The organism is Lapillicoccus sp., from assembly GCF_025353065.1.
In the GTDB taxonomy this organism is placed as follows: domain Bacteria; phylum Actinomycetota; class Actinomycetes; order Actinomycetales; family Dermatophilaceae; genus Lapillicoccus.
In genome coordinates, this window is record NZ_JANXRJ010000043.1 from 1 (window position 1) to 23140 (window position 23140).

At 70.5% G+C, this 23140-nt stretch carries 21 protein-coding genes and 1 tRNA gene; 10 read left to right on the top strand and 12 right to left on the bottom strand.

Annotated features, from left to right (window positions below; genetic code table 11):
* Positions 1 to 113 precede the first annotated feature (113 nt).
* Positions 114 to 187 (top strand) — tRNA-Ile (locus tag Q0R63_RS04045).
* Between the two features lie 165 nt (positions 188 to 352).
* On the opposite strand, the gene Q0R63_RS04050 is transcribed toward Q0R63_RS04045, so the two are convergent.
* Together Q0R63_RS04050 and Q0R63_RS04055 are read right to left on the bottom strand one after the other, a co-directional pair.
* A complete protein-coding gene (locus Q0R63_RS04050; protein ID WP_295694370.1) occupies positions 353 to 1183 on the bottom strand; it encodes a glycosyltransferase family 8 protein in 831 nt (276 codons plus the stop codon).
* A gap of 17 nt (positions 1184 to 1200) precedes the next feature.
* Positions 1201 to 2583 (bottom strand): D-arabinono-1,4-lactone oxidase, encoded by a 1383-nt coding sequence (locus Q0R63_RS04055; RefSeq protein ID WP_295694373.1) that lies wholly within the window; start codon positions 2581 to 2583, stop codon positions 1201 to 1203.
* A gap of 262 nt (positions 2584 to 2845) precedes the next feature.
* On the opposite strand from Q0R63_RS04055, the gene Q0R63_RS04060 reads away from it, so the two are divergent.
* Positions 2846 to 3289 (top strand): pyridoxamine 5'-phosphate oxidase family protein, encoded by a 444-nt coding sequence (locus Q0R63_RS04060; protein WP_295694375.1) that lies wholly within the window; start codon positions 2846 to 2848, stop codon positions 3287 to 3289.
* Positions 3290 to 3308: 19 nt separating this feature from the next.
* Positions 3309 to 3671 (top strand): hypothetical protein, encoded by a 363-nt coding sequence (locus Q0R63_RS04065; RefSeq protein WP_295694379.1) that lies wholly within the window; start codon positions 3309 to 3311, stop codon positions 3669 to 3671.
* Here Q0R63_RS04065 and cydC read toward each other — a convergent pair.
* From cydC to Q0R63_RS04085, 4 genes are all read right to left on the bottom strand, one after another.
* Complete coding sequence (gene cydC, locus Q0R63_RS04070) at positions 3653 to 5344, bottom strand: thiol reductant ABC exporter subunit CydC (protein WP_295694382.1); 1692 nt, start codon at positions 5342 to 5344, stop codon at positions 3653 to 3655. The two genes, Q0R63_RS04065 and cydC, sit on opposite strands and share 19 nt — an antisense overlap.
* Positions 5341 to 6966, bottom strand: coding sequence for a thiol reductant ABC exporter subunit CydD (gene cydD / locus Q0R63_RS04075; protein ID WP_295694384.1), 1626 nt, complete (start codon positions 6964 to 6966; stop codon positions 5341 to 5343). Before cydD ends, cydC begins: the two co-directional genes overlap by 4 nt.
* Positions 6963 to 7997: a cytochrome d ubiquinol oxidase subunit II gene (gene cydB, locus Q0R63_RS04080; RefSeq protein ID WP_295694386.1), complete on the bottom strand. Its 1035-nt coding sequence runs from the start codon at positions 7995 to 7997 to the stop codon at positions 6963 to 6965. The genes cydD and cydB overlap by 4 nt, the downstream gene beginning before the upstream one ends.
* A gap of 87 nt (positions 7998 to 8084) precedes the next feature.
* The gene (locus Q0R63_RS04085) at positions 8085 to 9548 is read right to left on the bottom strand and encodes a cytochrome ubiquinol oxidase subunit I (protein ID WP_295694388.1); all 1464 of its coding nucleotides are present in this window, start codon (positions 9546 to 9548) and stop codon (positions 8085 to 8087) included.
* 328 nt (positions 9549 to 9876) lie between these two features.
* Here Q0R63_RS04085 and Q0R63_RS04090 point away from each other — a divergent pair, with 328 nt between their 5' ends.
* The 5 genes from Q0R63_RS04090 to Q0R63_RS04110 all read left to right on the top strand — a co-directional run bounded on the left by Q0R63_RS04090 (position 9877) and on the right by Q0R63_RS04110 (position 13646).
* Positions 9877 to 10266, top strand: coding sequence for a CBS domain-containing protein (locus Q0R63_RS04090; protein WP_295694391.1), 390 nt, complete (start codon positions 9877 to 9879; stop codon positions 10264 to 10266).
* A 482-nt stretch (positions 10267 to 10748) separates the two neighbouring features.
* Positions 10749 to 10892 carry a hypothetical protein gene (locus tag Q0R63_RS04095; protein WP_295694394.1) on the top strand — a complete coding sequence of 48 codons (144 nt, stop codon included), beginning with the start codon at positions 10749 to 10751 and terminating at the stop codon, positions 10890 to 10892.
* A gap of 185 nt (positions 10893 to 11077) precedes the next feature.
* On the top strand, positions 11078 to 12031 hold the full coding sequence (locus Q0R63_RS04100; RefSeq protein ID WP_295694397.1) for a universal stress protein: 954 nt from the start codon (positions 11078 to 11080) through the stop codon (positions 12029 to 12031).
* Between the two features lie 136 nt (positions 12032 to 12167).
* Positions 12168 to 13280: a glycosyltransferase family 4 protein gene (locus Q0R63_RS04105; protein ID WP_295694399.1), complete on the top strand. Its 1113-nt coding sequence runs from the start codon at positions 12168 to 12170 to the stop codon at positions 13278 to 13280.
* A gap of 96 nt (positions 13281 to 13376) precedes the next feature.
* Entirely contained in the window at positions 13377 to 13646 is a 270-nt protein-coding gene (locus Q0R63_RS04110) for a Rho termination factor (RefSeq protein WP_295694402.1), read from the top strand.
* A 12-nt stretch (positions 13647 to 13658) separates the two neighbouring features.
* Here the strand turns inward: Q0R63_RS04110 and Q0R63_RS04115 are convergent, their stop codons facing one another.
* Positions 13659 to 14564, bottom strand: a complete 906-nt coding sequence (locus Q0R63_RS04115) for a galactosyltransferase-related protein (protein WP_295694405.1) — start codon at positions 14562 to 14564, stop codon at positions 13659 to 13661.
* The gene (locus tag Q0R63_RS04120) at positions 14561 to 15550 is read right to left on the bottom strand and encodes a hypothetical protein (protein WP_295694408.1); all 990 of its coding nucleotides are present in this window, start codon (positions 15548 to 15550) and stop codon (positions 14561 to 14563) included. The genes Q0R63_RS04115 and Q0R63_RS04120 overlap by 4 nt, the downstream gene beginning before the upstream one ends.
* Positions 15551 to 15709: 159 nt before the next feature.
* Here Q0R63_RS04120 and Q0R63_RS04125 point away from each other — a divergent pair, with 159 nt between their 5' ends.
* Positions 15710 to 16219, top strand: a complete 510-nt coding sequence (locus Q0R63_RS04125) for a methyltransferase domain-containing protein (protein ID WP_295694429.1) — start codon at positions 15710 to 15712, stop codon at positions 16217 to 16219.
* Here the strand turns inward: Q0R63_RS04125 and Q0R63_RS04130 are convergent.
* The 4 genes from Q0R63_RS04130 to glgX are packed head-to-tail and all read right to left on the bottom strand — an operon-like array spanning position 16198 to position 22290.
* A complete protein-coding gene (locus Q0R63_RS04130) occupies positions 16198 to 18582 on the bottom strand; it encodes a glycosyltransferase (RefSeq protein ID WP_295694412.1) in 2385 nt (794 codons plus the stop codon). The genes Q0R63_RS04125 and Q0R63_RS04130 overlap by 22 nt on opposite strands.
* Positions 18579 to 19610 carry a glycosyltransferase family 1 protein gene (locus Q0R63_RS04135; protein WP_295694416.1) on the bottom strand — a complete coding sequence of 344 codons (1032 nt, stop codon included), beginning with the start codon at positions 19608 to 19610 and terminating at the stop codon, positions 18579 to 18581. Before Q0R63_RS04135 ends, Q0R63_RS04130 begins: the two co-directional genes overlap by 4 nt.
* Positions 19611 to 19612: 2 nt before the next feature.
* Positions 19613 to 20242 carry an alpha/beta hydrolase gene (locus Q0R63_RS04140; protein WP_295694418.1) on the bottom strand — a complete coding sequence of 210 codons (630 nt, stop codon included), beginning with the start codon at positions 20240 to 20242 and terminating at the stop codon, positions 19613 to 19615.
* A gap of 2 nt (positions 20243 to 20244) precedes the next feature.
* Positions 20245 to 22290 carry a glycogen debranching protein GlgX gene (gene glgX / locus Q0R63_RS04145; RefSeq protein ID WP_295694421.1) on the bottom strand — a complete coding sequence of 682 codons (2046 nt, stop codon included), beginning with the start codon at positions 22288 to 22290 and terminating at the stop codon, positions 20245 to 20247.
* 98 nt (positions 22291 to 22388) lie between these two features.
* On the opposite strand from glgX, the gene Q0R63_RS04150 reads away from it, so the two are divergent.
* On the top strand, positions 22389 to 23140 hold a 752-nt coding region (locus Q0R63_RS04150; RefSeq protein WP_295694424.1), incomplete at its 3' end, for a YhjD/YihY/BrkB family envelope integrity protein.

Here is a 23140-nt window from a genome sequence, read left to right on the forward strand (position 1 = left end):
CGTCCTGGGCACCCGAGGCCCGCCCGCGATGCGTGTCAGGGCCCGATAGGCTCACCTCGGCGCCGTGCCCCCCGGCATACGACCCTCAAGCCGTATGCCGCGTGCTCGCCGCTGGGGCAGTAGCTCAGTCGGTCAGAGCAGCGGACTCATAATCCGTCGGTCCAGGGTTCAAGCCCCTGCTGCCCCACCGCGAGGTCTCCGCCGGTCCGAGGGGCGCGAGCCTGGCCGCCCGCCCTCACGACGGGACCCTGCCGGCTCCACCAGGTGATCGTGCTCGACGCCTCGAGCTCCCGGCATCCGCTGCCTGATCACCGTCGTGCCCCGGTAGTCGATCGCCGGTTCGACGGAATCGTCAGACGGGCAGGTCGGCCGCGACGTCCCACCAGAGCTTGTTGACCGGGTAGTAGCGGTCGTCGGGGTCGAGCTCCTTCTGCCACGGCTTGTCGATGATGTAGTGGATGTTCTTGACCTCGGACGGATCCCAGAGCGTCGGGTGCTGGAAGGCCAAGGTCTTCAGCGCGTTGTAGACGTAGGGGAGCGGCTGCCAATTCTGGTGGTAGTGCTCGTTGAGCAGGTCCTGCTCGGCGAACGGGTAGCGCTCGAGGTCCTCCACCGCCGCCATCCGCTGCACCAGGGCGGCATACACCGTCTCGTCCGGGGTGAGGACGAGGAACCCGCCGTTGAGGTAGTGGTCGACCGCGTCGGGCTCGGTGGTGTGCTCGAGGAGGCCGCCGTGCGTGTAGAAGCAGTTCTCCGGCGTCCAGCTCGCCGGATAGCTGGCGATCCGGTTGGGGTTGCAGCGGCAGGCGTGGCAGGCGGCGATCGTGCCGGGGGCCAGCTCCAGGGAGAACAGCTCGTCCATGTTCTGCGTCACGAGCATGTCGGCGTCGAGGAAGACGACCCGCTCGAACTCGGTCAGCCGCCACGCCGCCAGCTTGGTCCAGACCTCGGCGAATCGGGCGTTGGCGTAGCTGTCCTGCAGGTCGCTGGCGGGACGCAGGGGCTCGACCGGGCGCAGCAGGCACCCGTCGTCCTCCAGCAGCTGTCGGCTCGGCGCGTCGATGTCGTCGGTGACCATGACGACCAGCGGGTGGGGGCTGCCCGATCTCTCGAGCGAGGCCCGCAGGGTCCGCACTCCCACCAGGTAGTTGGACTGTGTCAGTAGTGTTACCCAGGCTCGCATCGGTCGGTCTCCTCCGGTCAGTCGAACAGGGCAGCGGTGAACGTGTTGGCGAAGCGGCGGTGCGGGTCGAGTGCGTCCCGCACGCGACGGAAGTCCTCCCAGCGGGGGTAGAGCGTCGGCCAGTCGTAGAGCGACTCGTCGAAGTACTTCCCCCAGTGGGGACGGCCCCCCTGGGCGGCCACCACCCGCTCGACGGAGCGCAGGAAGCTCTCCCCCTCCTCGGACAGCGAACCGTCGTCCGAGTAGTAGACGACGAACCCGAAGTAGCAGGTGTCCCGCTCGTGGGAGGGACTGAGCCAGGCGTTCGAGGGGCCGGTGCAGCGCAGGATGACCGGGTAGTGCATGCGGGGCCGGGTCTCGGCGTGCCAGCGCTTGATCGCCTCGACCACCTCCCCGGCCCGGTCCAGCGGGACACCGATCTCGACGTTGATCTGAGGCGTGGCGATGCCACGGCAGAACACCTGGTAGATGTCGCCGGTCACGTCGGTGAAGTCCCGGAAACGGGTGACCGTGCGGAAGGGCTTGCCGTGCTCGTCGACGATCTTGGTGTCGTCGCGCATCTGGCGCAGCGTCTGTTCCACGGTCTCGTTCATCGCGTTGCTCGTGGTCGTGTGCTCCCACAGCTCACCACCGCCGTCGCGGTAGTGGCGGACCTCCTCCTCGGAGGCCTCGGACGCCGTCCAGACCTGCACCTGCTCCTCCTGCGGGAACCACCAGGCCTTGGCCAGGACATGCTCCCGGTTCCACCGGGGCAGGTCGTCCCCCAGGGAGTCCGAGTGGACGGCGTTCTTGCGGCAGGTATAGACGGGAGACGGGCGTGTGGTCAGAGTCACCTGCGTGATGACGCCCAGTGAGCCGAGGCCGAGCTGCACGGCCGCGAACCACGGGTGGTCGCGGCCGAACTCGGCCACTGAGCCGTCGGCCAGCACCATCCGGATGTGGGTCGCGGCGTCGGCGATGGAGCTCTGCCCCAGTCCCTGACCGTGGGTCCCCGTGGAGAGGGCGCCGGCGAGGGTCTGGGAGGCGATGACCCCGGGCGAGGAGGGGAGCATCCGTCCCCGCGCCGACAGGGCGGCATACACGTCGGCCAGGGGCGTGGCGCCTGCGAACGTCGCGGTGTCCGCGGTGGAGGACAGCTCACCGCTCAGGTGGCTCAGGTCGAGCAGGGCGCCGCCCTCCTCACTGAGTCCGAGGAGGCGGCCCGGGGACATCCGGCTGCCGATCATCCGGACCCTGCCCGTGCCCGCAGCGAGCAACGACCGCAGCTCGAGCTCGCTCGTCGGCGCGCTGACCGATCCCGGGGCGCCGAGCGTGGCGTTACGGGCCCAGTTCCGCAGCCGCACGTCCTCCCCGGTCCGCTCCGCGTCACGGCGGGGGTATGCGAGAAGCTCTCGACTCATGTCATCTCCTGATCTCGATCGGCACGCACCTCGGCGGCGCCGTGGTTGGGCGGCGAGGTCTGGCGGCGATGGGGTTCTCGTCAACGCTGATCTGAGGGACCTGACGGTAGTACCTGGCATCGATGTCTCCAGTGGGCGGGAGGTCAGTGCGGAGGGCGGCCCGTTGTGCTAAGAGCTGGCGGGACCAGACTCTCGGGACCTTCGACCCTCCTTGCCACCGGTGCCGGGCGCGGACAGTGGGGATACACGAAAGGACACGATGATGACCATTCCCGCGACGCAGCACGAGGCCAGCGGATCAACCGATCGACGCGGCCTGACGGTGCTCGACATGACGACCTGCCTGCGGCGACTCTCCGAGACACCGGTGGGGCGGGTCGCGTACTTCGACCGCGGGGAGATCGTCATCCTGCCGGTCAACCACGTGCTCGACGGCGTGCACGTGGCGTTCCGGACCACGACGGGCTCGAAGCTGGGAAATGCCGCCAACCACGGTGCGATGTCGTTCGAGGTCGACAACGTCGACCTCAAGAACCACTGCGGGTGGAGCGTGCTCGTCGTCGGGACGGCCGAGGTGGTCGATGCCACGGAGTCCGCGCGGTTGGAGTCACTGATGGCCTCGTCCTGGGCCGCCTCCGACAACTCGTCGTGGGTCTGGATCCGGCCGTCCGAGATATCGGGTCGCGAGATCACCGGGCCGCGGTAAGCCGGCAGGACCGACGCAGATGAGCACCTGGATGACACCCATGCCCCCCGGGTCCCCCGGATCGTTCGGGTGGACCTGGCGCCGCCCCCGACCCGACTGCCGGCGTCGCACGCCGACGCGTGACCGTCGCCGGCTCTTCCTCCAGACCACAGGCTGCTTCGTCTCCTACGAGGAGGTCCTCGTCGACGGGTGCCTGTCCCAGGTGGTCGCGGACGACCTGGCCTGGCAGATCTCCGTGCAGATGTGGAGGTCGCGTCAGCCGTCCCGGTGGATGTGGTGCCGGCCCTCCGCACGTCAGCGGTGGCTGGGCGAGTTCGACGCCCTGTGTCGTGACCGCGACCGGATCGCCGCGGTCGCCCGGTACTACGGCGTCGAGGACTGACGAGACCGCGCGGTCGCGTCGGAGGACGTGCGTGCGTCGAGCACGACGACCTGGTCGAACCGGTCGGTCGACAACGGCTGATGGCTGACGACGACGACCGTGCCGCGGTCGGCGCCGTCCAGCACCGTGGCCAGCACCTGCCGTGCCGTATGGAGGTCCAGGTGGGCCATCGGCTCGTCGAGCAGGATCACCGGCCGCGACGACACGAAGGCGCGGGCAACCCCGAGGCGCGCGCGTTCGCCGCCCGACATCCCTCGTCCGCCGGCCCCCAGGCGGGTGTCGAGTCCTGCCGGGAGGCCGCCGAACCACGAACCCAGTCCCGCGCGCTCCAGGGATGCCCGCAGATGGGTGTCCGGCGCCTCGGGCGCGGCCAGGCGAAGGTTCTCCCGCAGGGTGGTGCCGAGCACGTAGGGCTCGTCGTCCACGATGGCGAAGAGCGCGCGCAGACCGTCCAGGTCCATCGTCATCGCTTCCAGGCCGTCCACCTCGTAGCGGCCCGCCGTCGGGTCCAGCTGTCGGGCCAGGACGGCGAGCAGCGTGGACTTGCCGCTGCCGTTGGCACCAGTGATCAGTGTCCTGGAGCCGGGGAGGAGGACGAGGTCCACGGGTCCCACGTTGGTCGTCGTCGGTCCCAGCCCCCGGGCCGACCACGACGCGCTCACCCCCCGCAGCTCGAGCAGTGGCGGGTCCGCGTCGACCAACACCGGGGTCGACCCCCCGGGGACCACTGCCGGCTCCTGGGTGAGCAGGGCCTCGAGACGCTTCTTCGCGCCGCGCGCCCGCACCCATGCGCGAGAGGCATCCACGACGGGGACCATTGCCTCGCCGACCGCGACGGGCGCGAGCACCAGCAGCCCCTTGACGGGCGCGGCCGAGGACGTGCCCGCGACGATCCAGGCTGCGACGAGAGTGGCGGCACCGGTGAGGAGGCCGAGCTGGGCGACGGCCTCGGCGCGCGTCCTCCCCACGGCACTCGCGACGCGGGCGAGGCGCGCGTGGGCGTCGTCGAGCCAACGGAGCGCGTCCTCCTGCGCGCCGACCGCTCGCAGGTCGTTGCCGCGGGCGCCGACGAGCTCGACGATGCGCGCGACCTCCGCGCGGCCGTCCGAGAACGCGGCCTGCCTGGATGACTCCCGTCGGGCGCTGATCGCGAATACGGTTGCTGCCGCGGCGAGCAGGCCGGCGATGGTGAACCCGACCGCGGGCTCGAGCAGGGCGGTCAGAAGCCCGGTGACGCCGGCCGCGACCAGGGCGGTGACCACGGGGACGGTGACGCGAACCTGTGCCTGGACGACGTCGTCGAGGTCTTCGGTGACGCCGGTCAGGACGTCACTGCGGCGGCGGTGTCCCAGTCGGGCGGGGGTCAGCGGGACCAGCTGTAAATAGGTGTCGCGGCGCCGGTCGACGAGGTCGTGGAGGGCCACGTCGTGGGAGCGGAGCCGTTCGAGGTAGCGCAGCGCCGGCCGGGCCATGCCGAAGGCGCGGACCGCGACGATCGCCACCATGAGGGTGAGGATGACGGGCCGCTCGCTGGCCCGGACGATGAGCCAGCCGGAGGTCACCGTGAGCGCGATGCCGGCCGTCGTGGAGGCGGCACCCAGCAGGGCGGCGACCATGAGGCCCGCGCCTCGGGATGGGCCCCGGAAAGCGCGCGACGTCTGCAGGGTGCTCACGACGAAGCCCCCGCCCGGACGGGCATGGCGAGGTGCCGATCGGCCAGGAGGACGAGCTCGGGCCGGTGGGTGACGGCGATGACGACGCGCTCGCCGGCGATCCGGGTCAGCAGCGCGTGCACGACCTCGACGTTGGCCTCGTCGAGGTGCGCCGTCGGTTCATCGACGAGCAGCACACGGGCAGCGGAGAGGACGGCCCGGGCCAGACCCAGCCGGGCTCGCTGGCCGGCCGACAGACCGAACCCGTCGTCGCCGACCGGCTCGTCCATCCCGGCAGGGAGCGCGGCTACCACCCCGTCCAGACCCACGTCGCGCAGGGCAGCCCAGAGCTCCGCGTCCGTGGCGGCGTTGCCGAGCCGGAGGTTGTCGCGCACCGAGCCGGAGATGAGGACCGGCCGTTGGGAGACGAGGTGTGCCGGTGGCGCGGTGACGGTGCCGGACTCGGGACGACGCAGGTCGGCGATCAGCTCGAGGAGGGTGGTCTTCCCGCACCCGGAGGGCCCGGTGACGACGGTCAGACCTGATCCTGCGCGGAGCGACAGGTGCTCGAGGACCGGCGGCTCACCGGCATACGCCAGGGTGACGTCCTCGAGGACGACCTCGCTGGGGCCGGTCGGTGTCGTGGTCGGTGTCATGGCGGGAATCGGCGCCGGTGCCGCGAGGACGTCGAGGATGGACCCGAGGGCCTGGGCCCCGTCGGCGGCCGCGTGGAACTCCGCTCCCACGCGCCGGATCGGCCAGTAGGCCTCTGGCGCAAGCACGATGGCGATGAGCGCCGCCCGCAGACCGAGGTCGCCGGCGGCCAGTCGGATCCCCACGGTGACGGCGACGAGGGCCACGGAGAGCGTGGCGAGCAGCTCGAGCGCGGTGGAGCTGAGGAAGGCGAGCCGGAGGGTGGCCATCGTCTCGACCCGGTGCCGTTCGCTGACCGCGGCGATGCTCGCGGCCTGTCGGCGGGCCCGCCCGTAGGAGACCAGGGTCGGGAGACCGCGGACGACGTCGAGGAAGTGCCCGGAGAGGTCGTGCATCGCCGTCCACCGGCGGCGGGTCGCCTCCTCGGTGGACCGGCCGATGAGCGCCGCGAAGACCGGCAGCAGGGGCACGGTGAGCAGGACGATCGCGGCGCTGCGCCAGTCGACGACGACCAGGGTGACGATCGCGACGGCGGGGACGGTGCCCGCCTGGAGAAGGGCCGGCAGGAACCTCGTCACATACGTCTCGACGCTCGTGCAGCCCTGTGTCCCCAGGGTGGTCATCGTCCCTTCGCCCTGCACCACGCCGCTGGTGTCGCGGGTGCCGGTCGGGCCGGTCGGGCCGGTCGGGTCGGCGAGGTGGCGACCGAGCAGGCGACGTCGCAGGGTGCTCGAGACGAGGTGGCCGACCGCGGCCGCCCGTTGCTCGACGTCGTATGCCGCGGCGGCCCGGACCAGGGTGAGGACGGCCAGCGCGAGCAGGCCGCTCCGGAGACCGGTGCCGCTGACCACGTCGTCCACGAGCACGGCCAGTGCCACCGCCGTCGTCACCGTGGCCACCCCGGCGACGGCCCCCATGATCGCCAGCTGCAGCAGGGGCAATCGCACCGCGGGGAGCTCCCGCAGCAGGCGGGGGTCGACCGGCTTCATACCGGGACGTGCTCGAGGGCGGCCGGGATGTGGTGGACGGCGATGCGCTTGCGGAACACCCAGTAGGTCCAGGCCTGGTAGGCGATGACGATCGGGGTGAAGATGAGGGCGACGACCGTCATGATGCGCAGGGTGTAGGGTGTGCTGCTCGCGTTCGCGACGGTGAGGGACCAGGCCGGGTTGAGGGTCGACGGCATGACGTCCGGGAAGAGCACGATGAACATGGTGGCGACGGCTCCGGCGATCGTGACGAAGGTGCCGGCGAACGCCCATCCCTCACGCTGCCGGGCGTTGGCGACGAGGGCCGAGACGAGGGCCACGGCAGCGACGACCGTTGTCGCCCAGGAGAACACGGTCCCCTTGCCGAAACCGAGGATCGCGAGGAAGAGCACCGCGAACCCGGCCGCGACGACCCCGATCCGGCCGGCGAGACGTCGTGCGTCGGCCCGGATCGGACCCTCGGTCTTCAGGGCGACGAAGAGGGCTCCGTGGGTGAGGAACAGCAGGAGGGTGGTGATGCCACCGATGAGGGCGACCGGGTTGAGCAGGGTGAAGAGGTTGCCCACGTATTCGCGGTGGGCGTCGATGGGGACCCCTCGCACGACGTTGGTCAGCGCGACTCCCCAGAGGAGCGCGGGCAGGGCCGACCCGATGACGATGGCGCGGTCCCAGCCCCGGCGCCACGCGACGCTGTCGCGCTTGCCGCGGTAGTCGAAGCCGAGGTTGCGCACGATGAGGGCCACGAGGATGAGCAGCAGGGGGAGGTAGAAACCGCTGAACAACGTTGCGTACCAGTGCGGAAAGGCCGCGAACATCGCGCCGCCGGCGGTCAGGACCCAGACCTCGTTGCCGTCCCAGACGGGACCGATGGTGTTGATCAGGACGCGTCGGCGTCGGTCGGAGTCGCCGGGGTCGGTGCCGCGTCCGAGGATCGGCAGGAGCATCCCGACGCCGAAGTCGAATCCCTCGAGGACGAGGTAGCCGACCCACAGGACGCCGATGACGATGAACCAGAACGTGGTCAGTTCCATGAGTGATCTCCGTGTTCGGACAAGGCGCAGGAGTGCGTGTCGAGTGGGTGAGCAGGTGTCGGGAGGTCGGGGTGAGACATCGGTGGCTCAGTACGCGAAGACGAGCGGCTTGGAGTCGTCGGCCGGCATCGCCGCCGGCTCCTCGAAGACCGGTGCGCCGAGCCGCACGTAGTGGAGGAAGAGCCTGATCTCGACCACGGCCAACACCCCGTAGAGCGCGGTGAAGACGATCATCGAGGTCAGCACCTCACCGGCGGAGACCCCGGGGGAGACCCCGGTCGCGGTCGTCATCAGCCCGAACACCAACCAGGGCTGCCGACCGGCCTCGGTGAAGATCCAGCCGAACGAGTTGCCGAGGATCGGCAGCAGCGGCACCGCGATGGCGACCGCCGTCCAGCCCCGGCGGGAGCGGCTGCTGCGCGGAAACAGCATTCGTCCACGCCTCGTGGTGACGAGCAGCAGCGCCGCGGCGGCAGCCGCGAGCAGGCCGACGCCGATCATCAGCCGGAACGCCCAGTAGGTGAGGGGGATGGTCGGGGTGTAAGAGGCGTCGAAGACCAGCGGGTTGCCCGAGGCGGCATACTGCTGGACGTAGGCCGTCTTGAGCTCGTCGATGCCCTTGACGGCTCCGTTGACGTTGCCGGTGGCCAGGAAGCTGAGCAGCCCCGGCACGGTCACGGACATCCGCTCGCTCTGGCCGTCGAGGGACCCGATGGTGAGCAGCGAGAAGGGGGCGTTGCTGGCGGCGCTGGTGTAGAGACCCTCGGCCGAGGCCATCTTCATCGGCTGGACCTCGGTCATGATCTTGCCCTGGAAGTCACCAGAGACCGCGACGCCGAGGCCGGCGACCAACGTCAGGACCGCTCCCACCCGGGCGGCCTGGCGATACATGGTGCGGTCCGCGACCGGGAAGGCCGGGGTCTCGCGGTGCATCATCGCCCACACCGAGACGCCCATGACGACCGCTCCACCGACCATGTACGCCGCGAGCACGGTGTGCGGGAAGGTCACGAGCTGCACCTTGTTGGTGAGCACCGCGAGGAAGTCCGTCATCTCGGCGCGACCGGTCACCGGGTTGAAGCGGTAGCCGACGGGGTGCTGCATGAAGGAGTTCGCGGCGAGGATGAAGTAGGCCGACAGCAGGGTGCCGACGTGGACGACCCACATGGTGGCGGCGTGGAGGCGCTCGGGCAACTTGCCCCAGCCGAAGATCCACAGCCCCAGGAAGGTCGACTCGAGGAAGAACGCAAGAAGGGCCTCGATGGCGAGCGGGGCGCCGAACACGTCGCCGACGAACCGCGAGTAGTCGGACCAGTTCATCCCGAACTGGAACTCCTGGACGATGCCGGTGACGAGGCCGAGCGCGAAGTTGATCGTCAGCAGCTTGCCGAGGAACTTGGCCAGCCGCAGGTCCGCCTGGCGGTGGTGACGGACCCAACGCCCGTGGTACCAGGCCACGACAGCCGACAGGCCGATCGTCACGGGGACGAAAAGGAAGTGGTAGACGGTCGTGATGGCGAACTGCCATCGGGCCAGGTCGACCGCGTTCATGGATCCTCCTGCGAAAGGGGCTCGGGTGTCGTGGCCAATCTGCTCCCCGGACGGACCGCGACGAAGGGCCCAAGGTCCCGACCTCGCCAGTGACTTGGCTCACCGCACCGCTCGACCTGGCTCACCGCACCGCGCGACCTGGCTCACCGCACCGCTCGGGGCCCACCGCGTCGGGACGGGACCTTCGCCCCTCACCGGGCCGACGGGTGGCGCCCATGATGAGGTGAGACACCCGTGTCACTCGCCGACCGGTCAGTGGAGCTGCGGGGTCAGGAATCGAGGCACGCGAATGTTGATCTGCGACCTGAAGATCGGTCCAGCGCGTGGAGTGCGCCCATCGGCCACTCCGCAGCACGCGCTCGCGATGATGCAGGCCAACGGGTATGCGACGCTCCCGGTGATCGACGCCAACGGTGAGCTCGTCGGGGTCATCACGGAGCCGGACGCCCGGCTGCTGCTGACGCCCACCTCCGCGGGCGCCGCCCGCCCGGACCTCGAACCGAGGGTCAGTGCGGCGATGACCTCCCAGCCTGCCGCGCTGGGTCTGCACGACGGACTGACCCGGGCACTGCGCATACTGGCGGAGGTTCCCTGGGACGCACTCCCGGTCACGAACGGTCGCCGGCTCATCGGGATCCTGACCCGGGACGAGGCGATGGCGGCGCGGGGGGAGAACGACCACCTGTTCGGCCGGCCACTGGCTGCCGTTCTGCCCTGACGGCCTCTCGGCTCCGGACCGTCCCGTCGTCCCTCGGTGCCTCTCGGCCAGAGGTGACCTCTCACCGTGAACAAGCGGTCATCGACCCCGAGTGTGCGGGGGTCCACGGCAAGATCTCCGTCGGTGGTGAACGGCGCAACCGTGAGACCGGCTGCTGCGGTCCTCGCGCAGACAGCCTGCGCACCCACAACGACCAGTGAGGGCCGGTCCTGAGCCAGGACGTCCACGGCATCCAGCAGAGCGTTGCGCGCCGCGAGGTACTCCGGCTCGACGGCCGGGCTGGTCACGTGACCGCTCCGCGAAGACCAGCCTGACCAATGGCGTGCGCCTACCAGTGTTTGGTATTCGTCGCCATCCACTCCAAAAGGGCCCCGGAAGCGGCCGGTGAACCGGTGATTCGCCAGTCCTCGGGCAGTATGGACCTCAGGCGTTCGACGGCTTGGTCCAGCAACACCTGTGTGGACATCGTCAGAGCAGCCAGGGTGGGCATCAAGGTGGAGACCGCCGCAGATGTGGTGTTCGGCGTGCTCTGGTGTCGCCTCCTCGCGATCCGTGGACCCGTGGATGACACCCTTGCCGACGAGCTCGTTGCCCTGCTTTCGCGCACCGCCCCGGGACCTGTCTGACACCGGCAGGCGGGACCTTCGACCCTGTCTGTCGACCACCCCCCGGCCCTACCGTCGAGTCGTGGGGCAGCGATCGGGCTCGTGGGCACGTCGCTGCGGCTGCTTCCCTCTCATCCCCCCTGAAGGGAGGGAAGCGGCGCCCATTCGAGCTCCGCACGGTAGGAAGATCCCGAAGAGGCAGTGACATGACGACGACACCGAGGTGTCCGATGGTGATGGTGGGGGTCGACGGCTCTCCGGCCTCCGATCACGCCATCGACTGGGCGATGCGCGAGGCGGTCCTGCGGGGCGCTGAGCTGCGTCTCCTGCGGGCCTTGCCGGCGGAGGACGTCATGGCCGTCACCTTCACCGCACCCGTCATCCCGGGACGTGCCGACGCGGTTCTCCTGCGCGCGCGGCGGCGGGCGCAGGGGCTGGGTACCGCCGTCGCCATCACCCACGAGATGGTCCTGGACACCGCTGGGCGGGCCCTCGTCGAGAGGTCGCTGGACGCCGATCTCCTCGTCGTAGGGTCTCGTGGATCCCGAAGAGGATTCGCTCGGGCCGTCCTCGGCTCGAACGCCATCTACGTGGCGGCCCACAGCCACTGCCCCGTCGTGATCGTCCCCGCGGTCCGCGACGGGGATGCCCCGACCGCCGGTGCTGTCACGCCAGGGGCTCAGCCTGTTGTCGTGGTCGGCTACGACGGCTCACCCGAAGCCTGTGTCGCGACGGGTGTGGCCGCGGACGAGGCCGCGCTGCGTGGCGCGACGCTCCGCGTGGTCCAGGCCTGGCTGACCGAGGTCGTCGACGGCTCCGTCGTCACCACCCCGGACTCGGGCGGCTGGTCCCGGCTCCGGGACAGGCAGGGCGCGAGGTTGTCACGACATCTGGCCCCGATCATCGAGCGCCACCCGACGTTGACCATCGAGCGGCGAATCGTGTGGGGCAGCGCTCGCGACGTGATCCACGACGAGGCCGGGGACGCCGTCCTGGTCGTGGTGGGCAACCGAGGTCGCGGCCGGGTTGGCCGTGCCGTGCTGGGCAGCGTCAGCGCCAGAGTGCTCCACGACGCCACGCGACCCGTCATGCTCGTCCACGAGGCGGCCACCGCCTCGCCGTCGCCGAACGCTCGAGGTGCCACCCCTGCTCTCAGGTGATCTGTGCCAGGTGTCGACCACTCGGGTAACCGCTCTCGGGTAGCGGCGCGTAGCGGCGGGTGCCAGCGGGTAGTTTCACCCTGTGACGAGGTGGAGAGAACGCGTGCGGGAGCCTCCCGCCGCGCATCGTGTGGTGGTGCCGGCCCGCGTTCGCGACCCTCTGCAGATCGCTGTGATCGGCCCCTCGCGCTATCCCGTCAGGGAGCCCTTCGCCGGTGGCCTGGAGGCGTTGGTGTGGCACCTCGTCGACGGGCTCCGGGCCCGTGGTCACGACGTGACCCTCTTTGCCGCCGAGGGGTCGGACGGTGCCGACGCTCGCCACGTCTTCCCCTCGTCGGGGTGGCAGCCGAGTCGGTCGGCGCGCGGGGACAGCTCGATGCCGGAGCGGTCGTTCATGAGCAACCATCACACCCATCTCGAGCTGCTCATGGCGCTCAGTGGTCCGCTGGCCGACCACTTCGACGTCGTCCACAACCACTCCCTGCACTACCTCCCGGTGGCGATGGCTCCCCTCCTGTCGCAGCCGATGCTGACCACGCTGCATACGCCGCCGACCCCGTGGCTGGAGTCGGCCATGAGGTCCGCGGCCGGCAACCCGAGCTCCTTCGCCGCGGTGAGCGGTTTCGTCGCGCAGCAGTGGTCGGGTGCTGGAGCTCCCGAGGTCATCCTCAACGGGGTGGACGTCGGCACTTGGCGCGAGGGCCCGGGTGGGGACGACCTGGTGTGGTCGGGGCGGATCGTGCCGGAGAAGGCGCCCCACCTCGCCGTCGAGGCCGCCCGCCGAGCCGGTCGGCGACTGGTGCTGGCCGGCCCGGTGACGGATGCGGACTATTTCGAGGAGCGGATCCGCCCTGCGCTCGGCACCGACATCACGTATGCCGGCCACCTGGCCTCAGGTGACCTGGCCGCCCTCATCGGGTCGTCGGGGGCGGCGCTGGTGACCCCGGTGTGGGACGAGCCCTTCGGTCTCGTCGTGGCAGAGGCTCTGGCCTGCGGGACACCGGTCATCGCCTTCCGTCGCGGAGGGATCCCCGAGATCGTCTCGTCCAGGTCGCTGGGTGAGCTCGTCGTGCCCGGCAATACCGAGGCAATGGCGGCCGCGGTCTCACGGGTCGTCCGCCTCGACCGGGCGAGGATCCGTGAGCACGCCGTCACGCACCTCTCCCGCACCAGCATGATCACGGCCTACGAGCGCTCCTACGACCGGCTGCTGAGAGAGTCCGTGGAGGAGGACTCACTACTGGCGTGACCGGCCACGGAATGGCGTCAGAAGGGGGTCTCGTGGGGACAGGGGCCCGTCGACAACCCGCGCCCTCGGGCGCGGGTCCACGGAACAGGAGGGTGTATGCCGCGTCAGGACCCGGGACCGTCGGTCAAGGACAAGGACATGTACGAGGCACTGCGCCGCGACGGGAACAGCAAGGAAAAATCCGCACGGATCGCGAACGCGGCCGCGAACACCTCTCGAGCGGCCGTGGGGCGCGAGGGTGGTCGTTCCGGCGACTACGAGGGCTGGACCAAGAAGCACCTGATGGAGCGCGCCCGCGAGCTCGACGTCGCCGGGCGGTCCTCGATGTCGAAGGCCCAGCTCGTCGACGCCTTGCGGCACCACTGACGATCACGGCCCTCACCGCGCGCCGCTTCCCGGTCGCCGACGACCGGTCGCCGACAGAGCCCACCGTGGCGGACTCCCTGCCTGCGTGATGAGGCCCTCGGCCTCGAACGCAGCCAGCCATCCCTCCATCGGGAAGAGGCCCCACCGACGGTGAAACCGGTTGCTGTTGCGGACGATCGCCTCGAGATGGCGCACCGGGGGGCTCTCCACGTCGTGGTGCTGGTGGTAGGCCGCGGCATCCCGGAGCCACCACAACCGACCCCCGGCCCGGGCGAGCAGCATGGCGTAGTCGGTGTCCTCGCCCCCGTAGCCGGAATAGCCCTCGTCGAACCCGCCGACCTGGGTCCAGGAGCGCGCGGTGACCGCGAAGGAGAGCGACCAGAAGAGGCGGAGGTCGTCGGCAGCCTCCCGGTCGGCGTCCGCCACGACCGGGCGAGCCGGGTGCGGCTGCGACTTCCGCAGCTCCTCTTCGGTGTATCCGCTCTCCGACGACGGGGGGTCGAGGTAGTGGACCGGACCCGAGAAGACCTCTGGGACATCGATTTTGGTGGGCCTCGGCACGGCGGCAGCCGACATCGTGGTGCGGCAGGCAGCTGCGTAGGTCTCCACGAGGTCGGCGCCGGGGATGCAGTCGACGTCGAGGAAGATCAGGACGTCGGCGCCGGCCGCGATCGCCGTGGCGGCGGCGAGGTTGCGGGCCGCCGCCAGTGGCAGCTCCGAGCCCGACCCCGGGACGTCGACGACGGTCACCCGCGCCGCGGGATGACCTCCCTCCGCCACGACCCGAGCGATGTCCCCGTCGTCCATCGCCGCGACGACGTAGTGGTCGGGTGACATCCCCCGCCGAAGGCCTGCGAGCTGGGCTCGCAGGTGGTCGTGGCGACCGTGGGCCAGGGTGATGACGGCGACCCCCGTCACCGGGCGCCACCGACCAGTCCGTCGAGCCGCGCGGCATACCGCTGCGCGCCGGCGCCGTCGGCCCATCGGGACCAGCGCCCGGGGTCGGAGGACGCTGCACCGGTCAGGAGCTCGGGCCACTCCGCTGCAGCGGGCCAGGTGAGCCGTCGGGTCCCGAGCCCCAGGCGCTCGAGTCCTCGGGCGAGATGCACCTGCTCGTCGTGCGGGCGGACCTGTGGCAGGACGATGGCGGACCGCCGGGCCGCGGCCACCTCCGCGAGGGCGTTCTGCCCGCCGTGGAGCACGACGACGTCAGCCGACTGCAGGTGCTCCCACACCGCGTCCTCTGAGCTGGCGCCATCACACACCGTCCACGACCAGTCGAGCGTATTGGTTTGTGCCGATTGGATGTCCGCGAGGACCTCGCGGTCGCCGCCGTGGCCCCAGAGCAGGGTGACGTGGCGCTGCCCGGGCGGTTCACGGACCGTGCGGCCGTCGAACCGGGAGAAGGCGCCGACGAACGCGGTCTTCGCGTCCCACCGGCTCGTCCAGCCCGTGACGATGCTGCCGCCGACCTCGGCGGGCCAGGCCGCGACCAGGGCGGAGGCCGCGTCGTAGGCCGCGACGTGAGGGCGATCGCTGCGGTCGCCCGCCATCACCGTGACGACGACGGGGACGCCGAGGAGCCGCACGAGGAGGGCGATCTCGACCGACACGTCGGAGACGACGAGCGCTGGTCGGTTGCCCTGCACCCATCGCGCGAGCCGCTCCATCCGCTCCCGGTATGCCGGGTGGTCGAGCGGCGCCCAGTGCAGGACCCCCGCGGCGGTGTGGTCCGCCCCACCGGGACCGCCGTCGTCCGGGAGCTGGACCCAGTGGTCGGCGGGCCAGGACGCCGGACGTGTCCCCGAGCTGAGGATGACGACGTCCGTGCTCATCAGTGCGGCGACCGTGGTCGCCCGGGTGACGTGGCCGGCTCCCTGGTGGTGGGCGTACCAGGCGATCACGCGAGGCTGCCGACGGTGGTCATCGCGGTAGGTTACCCGTTGCCGCGGACCGGCAACCCGGGGTTCGCCCTCCTGCCGGCGGGGTAGGAAACCCCACGCGCAACAGCGTTATCCGCGAAACAGCACGACTCGCCCGACCGAAGGAAGACCACCGTGCCGATGAGCTCGCCGCAGGGCAAAGACTGGACCAGGGACCGCATCCTCGCCCTGCAGGACGACCCGGTCACGGTGCTGGACATCGGTCCGGGTGTGGGGACCTACGCCAAGCTGCTGAGCGGGCCTGGTGTCGGGCACCTGACCGGCGTCGAGATCTGGGAGCCCTATGTCCAGACCTACCGGCTGCGCGACTACTACGACGACATCATCGTCGGCGACGCGCGGGAGGTAAATCTGCCGCCGTCCGACGTCGTCATCCTCGGCGACGTGGCCGAGCACATGAGTGAGCCCGAGGCGCTGGCCCTCTGGGACCGGGCGGCGGTGGCAGCCCGGCGAGCCGTCTACCTCTCCATCCCGATCATCCACTACCCCCAGGGCTCGATCGAGGACAACCCGCACGAGCACCACGTCGTCGATGACTGGAACCACGAGCGGGTCCTCTCGACGTTCGCCGGGATCGGGGAGTGGTGGCTGGGCACCGAGGTCGGTGTCTACGAACGCCTGACGTCTTGAAGTGACTCTGCGAGAACGTACTTCAGCTCGTGAGCGAGGTCGACCGGCTCGCTCGACAGCGGGTGACCGATGTCGCGGCCGCCGAAGAGCCAGGCCTCCAGGACCTCCGGGTCGACCGCGAGCTTCGGCGCCCAACGGTCGGTCCGGCGGGTCGCGCGGCGAGGGGTGAGGCGTCCGGTGGGCAGTGAGAGCGGCCCCCACACCTCGCTCCGGCGGAGGAGGAGCGGGAGCCCCGTGACCCGGGCCGGTGCCTCGAGACGCAGAACCGCTCGGACACGGTCGAGGACCTCTGATGGGACAGGTCCGCACCGGATCCGCTCGTCACCCAGCAGGGCGACGGTCGTCGCCGCCTCCGGGTGGTCGACCCAGACACCGGCGTCGGCGTCCCCGGAGAAGGCCGCCCGACTGGTCGCCAGGACGGCTGTGGGATCAGCGAACCCGAGCTCCACCGCTACGGCGGGGAGCCTCCACTGACCACCGCCGCGTGACTCGGGATCGGGGAGGAGCGCGGACAGAGTAAGCGTCTCGAGGTTCTTCTGGGTCCGTCCCTCCGGGCCCCGTAGGTCGGTCGCGGCGGAACGCCCGGCCCAGTCCGGCCCGTCGTGCCACGCGACCGCGTCGGGGACATGGGCCAGCACCGCCCCTGCGACATACGCCCGGTGCGCGAGCTCCCAGTCCTCCCCGCCGTAGGCGCGGAAGCGTTCGTCGAACCCGGCCAGCTCGGTGAAGAGGTCGCGGGAGAGGGCCGTCACGGCCGAGATGACGTAGCGGTAGCTGCGGAGGTCGACGGACAGGAGGTCTCCGCTCGCGGCATACGCGTCACGGAGCCAGCCTGGTTCGGGCAGCTCGACCGGCGATGGTCCGCTCCCGTCCAACCACCCGGCGAGCCGGTCCGGGGTCCATCCGGCGAGATCGGCGTGCCGTCTCCGACCCACGACCAGGGCATCAGTGGTGAGCGCCGGGAGACGGCAGATCCGGGCGACGTAGTCGCGCGCCGGGACGGTGTCGCCGTCGAGGAAGGCGACCACCTCTCCGGACGCCACTCCCGCTCCGAGGTTGCGCGCTGCTGCGGCGCGAAAGCCGTCCCGCTCCTGGGTGACCACGACGGCGGTGATCCCGGTCGCGGCACCGAGGGACGGGGGCATCAGCGAGCCGTCATCGGCCACGACGACCTCGAGCCGGGTCGACGGGTGCGTCTGGTGCGAGAGGGCGGTCAGCACCAGGTCGAGCTGTGCCTGCGCCTCGAAGTGGGGGATGACCACGCTGACCGACGGCGGTGCGGTCGGCTCGCGCCCGGCCAGCAGGTCCCAGCGGTTGTCGGGCACCAGCCACCGGCGCTCGTCGAGCAGCACGGCGCGAGGGGGAGCGCACCCGGCGAAGTGGTGGCGATAGAGGCGGCCCAGCTCGTCGGCGGTCGGGCCGATCGTCGTGCCGGGAGCCAGCCTGGTGAGGGACGGGTCGGCCAGCGCGGACGTGATCGCGCGCCGGAGGGCGCCGGGTTCGTCGGCGTCGTAGATGGTCACCGCTCCCGGTGAACGCCGCTGGAGCTCCCGGCTGTAGGCCGAGTCCGGGACCAGGGGGCGCCGCCGGTGGGCGATCCAGGTGTTGATCGAACCGGAGGCGGACACCCTCCGGTTGGGAGCGACGGGGACACCGGCGAGGCGCAGCGCCGCCCCCAGGTCGGCGTCGGCCACGAAGCCCGTCGTCGTCATCCGGTGACCGGTCTCGGCGGCCAGGGCGGCCAGGGCCCCGGGGAGCTGCTCGTGACCCTCCGACGGACGGCCGAGGGCCAGCAGGTCGACGCCAGAGGGCAGCTCGTCGATGGTGTGCTCGTAGCCCCGGTCGGGGAAGAGGAAGCCCAGAACCGCCACCTGCGCGGGGAGGTCGCCCTCTGGCGGTGGCTCGACGGCGACGTGCTCCATGGGCAGCGGGATGCATCGGAGGCTCCGTGCCGGGAGGTCGAGCCGTTCGGCAAGCAGCAGCTCGAGCTGGCTGTTGACGACGACGCCGTGGGCGCACGAGGCCACGTCACGGTATGCCGCCCGCCTCCTCCTCTCGAGCCCCGAGTCCCCGGAAGGCAGGTCGTGCAGGGTCACCGAGACCGTGCAGCCGGCCCGGATCCAGGGCTCGGTCATCGCCCTGAACGCGGCCGAGCTCTCCTCTGCCCGCTCGCCGAACAGCCGGTCCGTGTAGGGGAGGTGGACGACGTCGGCGCCGGTGACGTCGACTGCTCGCGGGGCATCGAGCCGGACGATCGGTGAGCCGCACGCGTCGGCGACCAGTCGGCCGTGCCGGACGACACCGTGCTCGTCCGGACCGACCACGACGTGGGTCACCGACGGCTCGACCGCGGAACGGCTCACGACGTCACCACGGACGCTCGTCCGTCCAGCACGGCGGAGTAGATCTCCTGATGCCGTCCTTGCGCCCGGTGCCTCTCGGCCTGACGCACCGCGAGGTCTGCCGACGCAGGGGGAGGGGTGCTGAGGGCAGTCACGACAGCCGCGCGGAGGCTCTCGGGGTCGAGATCGCGGCGCTCGTCGTTCACGTATTCGACCACCTCCGACCACTGCTCGGCGTAGTAGCCGCACGAGGGGGCCACCACCCGGGTGCCGAGATCGCGGGCGAGCTCCAGCCAGCCGGAGTGGGTGCCCCAGCGATAGGGGAGCACCGTCACGTGCGCCCTGCGGAGGTAGCGCTCCAGCTGGAGGTCGGTGAACCGCGCGTGGACCTCGAGCTGGATTCCGGGTATGCCGCGCAGAGCCGTCAGCAGCGGTGGCGTCACTGCGTCGGGGTGCAGGTCCACCCGCAGCCGCCCCCCGGCCGCTTCGGCCCCCTCGGCGGCGGCGCGCACGATCTCGACCGGGTCGCGGACGTTGCGCCGTAGGGACTTCAGGTGCAGGGTGACCAGCCCGGGCTCGGTGGGCTCGATCAGCCGATCGTCGAGGACAGGACCGGTGAGACTCGGGTGCGCGATGACCTGGGCCTCTCTGCCCCAACGGGACTCGATCTCCTGGGCGGCCCCGGGAGTCAGCGTGAGGACGGCAGCCGCTGACGTCATCAGCTCATGCAGCACCTCGTCGTGCTGGTGCCCCTCCGGATGGTGCGGGTTGCGGAGGTCGTGGGCGGTGAACACCAGTGGCAGGTCGGCGGCGGTGAGCGCCCGGAGCCACCGACGGGCACCGTCGGCGTCGAGGTCGTCGAAGCCGAAGTGGAGGTGCACGAGGTCCAGGCCCGTCGCGAGGTCCGACACCACCTCAGGACGCAGGAAGGGGTCGGGCTCCCATCCGCGGGTCCGATCGGAGAGCACTGCGGTGATCCCCACTGGTCGCACGGCGTCGACGTAGGGGTGGCGCGGGGGGATGGTGAGGAGGCGGGTGGGGCGGGTCACGGTCACCGGATCTCGGGCCCGAGCAACGTGTCTCTCGTGAAGTCGGCTGCCAGTCGTTGGTAGCGACGGCCGTGCCGCAGCATGGCGTGCTTGCCACCCTCGATCGTGACGAGCTCGACGTCGGTGTGGGCTCGCTGGGCGGCCACGAACGATCTGGACCGAGCAGGAGAGGCGACGCGGTCTCCGTCACCGTGGACGACGAGCACCTGGCGACCAGTGAGATCGACCGTGTCCTCGGAGGACAGCCACGGGTTCAGGGCCACGATGCTCCGGACCCCGGGGGAGGCACCCGTGAGGAGAGCGGCGCGACCCCCCAGGGAGTGCCCGACGAGGCCCAGGGGCACGTCTCCGAGCTGGTCGCGGATCCGACCCAGCGCCCAGTGGGCGTCATCCACGGGCGTACGGCGGGCGTCCCACCCCCGGTGCGAGTTGAGCAGCCGGAAGACCGCCAGCTTTCCTTTGCCCGCCCGGGCGATCTCGGCGGCGACCGGCCTCATCCGCAGGACGGACAGCTGGGTGGGGCTGACACGGGGGCCGCCGGGTCGCGACCCCCCGCCGTGCAGGACGACCACCGCGGCCTCGGGACGGTGTGGTGCGAGGACAGGAAGGAGGCGGGCTGCGGGTCGTGCCACCGTCACTGGCTCGAGGAGCGCAGCAGGGTGAAGGACTGGTCACGGACGATGAGGGTGGTCACGGGTCCCTCCACCTTCTGGTCGCTGTCGCTCGACGCGGACAGGACCCATTCCTGGTTCGGCGCTTCGGGGACGGTGAACTCCACCCCGTTCTCGGCCGAGTTGAGCAGCAGCGCGAACGCGTCTGCGCCACGGTGCTCCCACACGAACTGGAGGGAGCGGGCATCGGGGTTGGCCCAGTCCTCGGTCGAGAACTCCTCGGCGTCGGATCGCAGCACCCGAACCGTGTCGGGCGAGTCGGTGCCCGGCGCCTGGCGGAACCACTGAGGACGCAGGGCGGGGTTCTCCCGGCGCAGGGCGATCAGCTCCCGCGTGAAACCAAGCAGCTCATGGTCAGCGGAATCCCAGTCGTACCAGGAGATCTCGTTGTCCTGCGCGTAGGCGTTGTTGTTCCCGCCCTGCGTCCGGGCGATCTCGTCGCCTCCGAGGATCATCGGCACCCCGGCCGAGAACAGCAGGGTGGCAAGGAAGTTGCGTCGAGCCCGCGCCCGTCTCGCGTTGACGCCCTCGTCCTCGGTCGCCCCCTCGGCGCCGTTGTTGAAGGACCGGTTGTTGCTCTCACCGTCCTCGTTGTCCTCGCCGTTGGCGCTGTTGTGCTTCGCGTTGTAGGCCGTGAGGTCGGCGAGCGTGAACCCGTCGTGCGCCGTGATGAAGTTCACGCTGGACAACGGCGACCGCCGGTCGGCCTCGTAGACATCAGGGCTGCCGAGCACGCGCTGGGACAGGGTCGAGAGGACGCCGTCCTCCCCCTGCCAGAACGCGCGGACGTCGTCGCGGAACTTCCCGTTCCACTCCGACCAGTCCGCGGGGAAGCCGCCGACCTGGTAACCCGCGGTGTCCCACGGCTCCGCGATCATCTTCACGGGGGCGAGGATCGGGTCCTGGGCGATCAGGGTGAGGAACGCGCTGTGCAGGTCCTCCGTCCCGTCCTGCCGCGTCAGGGTGGTGGCCAAGTCGAAGCGGAACCCGTCGACGTGCATCTCCGTGACCCAGTAGCGCAGGGAGTCCATGATGAGGCCCAGCGCCGCCGGATGGCCGACGTTGAGGCTGTTGCCCGTGCCGGTGGTGTCGAAGTAGGAGGCCCGCTCGTCCTCGACGAGCCGGTAGTACGACGCGTTGTCGATTCCCTTGTAGGACAACGTCGGACCCAGGTGGTTGCCCTCGGCCGTGTGGTTGTAGACGACGTCGAGGATGACCTCGAGACCGGCCGCATGGAGCGACTTCACCATGGCCCTGAACTCGGCCACCTGCTCCCCGTCGTCGCCGGCCGAGCTGTAGTCGCCGTGGGGCGCCAGGAACCCGATGGAGTTGTAGCCCCAGTAGTTGCGCAGGCCGTTCTCGACGAGGTGGCTGTCCTGGATGAACTGCTGCACGGGGAGGAGCTCGACGGCAGTGACGCCCAAGGAGGTGAAGTGGTCGATGGCTGCGGGGTGCCCGAGGCCGGCATACGTGCCCCGGATGTCGTCGGGGATGTCAGGGTGGCGCTTGGTGAAGCCCTTGACGTGCACCTCGTAGATGATCGTCTCGGCCAGCGGTGTCCGTGGTGCCCGGTCGTCTCCCCAGTCGAAGCCGGGTTCCGCGACGACACACAGAGGTGTCGATCCCGCACCATCGGTGCTGTCCATCTGCTCGGGGTCGTTCATGTCATGCCCGAAAACAGCCTGTCCCCAGGAGTATTCGCCAGTGATGCCTGTGGCGTGCGGGTCGAGGAGCAGCTTGTGCGGGTTGCGCCGGAGACCCGCAGCCGGATCCCACGGCCCGTGCACGCGCAGGGCATAGCGGGTCCCGACCCGGACGTCGGGCACCTGCCCGTGGAAGACGTGTCCGGTCCGGTTCTCGAGCGTGGTCCGGCGTTCCTCACCGTGCTCGTCGAACACGCAGACCTCGACCCTGTCGGCGGTCTCGGAGTAGACGGCGACATTGGCCGCGCCGTCCAGCAGAGTCACGCCCAGCGGGTAGGGCAGCGATCGGGGAGCCTCGGTCGGCATACAGATCCTTTGATGGTGGGTGGTCGCTCACATACCCAATCCTCTGCCCACCAACCGGGTTCGTGGCCCTCCCGGAGTGGCTACGGCAGACTGAACGGATGAGTGCACTGACCACCCGTGTCGACACCTTCCAGCGTCGGCATCGATGGGCAGGCCTGCCAATTGCCGTGCTCTACAAGTTCTTCGACGACCAGGGCAGCTACCTCTCGGCCCTGATCGCGTACTACGGGATCGTGTCGCTCTTCCCGCTGTTGCTGCTGCTGACCTCCCTGCTCGGTTTCTTCCTGCAGGGGGACCCGGTCCTCCAGCAGCGGATCCTCCACTCCGCCCTGAGCGAGTTCCCGGTCATCGGTGCGCAGATCACGGCGCCGTCCGGGTTGCGAGGAAGCGGCATCGCGGTGGCGATCGGGGCCGTGGGTGCGGTCTACGGCAGCATCGGGGTGGCACAGGCGGTCCAGAACGCGATGAACGTGGCGTGGGCCATCCCTCGGAACAGCCGTCCGAACCCGGTGAAGGCGCGGCTGCGCAGTCTCGTCCTGCTCGGGACGGCGGGTCTTGCGGTGGTCGGGGCCACCGTCCTCACCGGCCTGAGCACCAACCTCGGGGCGGCCGGCGCCCACCTCGGAATGCTGACCACCATCGCGGCCACCCTGGCTTCCGTCGCGCTGAACGCGGGAGTGTTCGTCCTGGCCTTCCGGATCGGGACCGCCAAGCACGTGTCCTGGCGGCAGATCGCCCCCGGAGCCCTGACCGCGGCCGTGTTGTGGCAGGCGTTGCAGAGTCTGGGCACGGCATACGTCCAACATGTGGTGAAGAACACCTCGGAGACCACCGGCGCATTCGCCTTCAT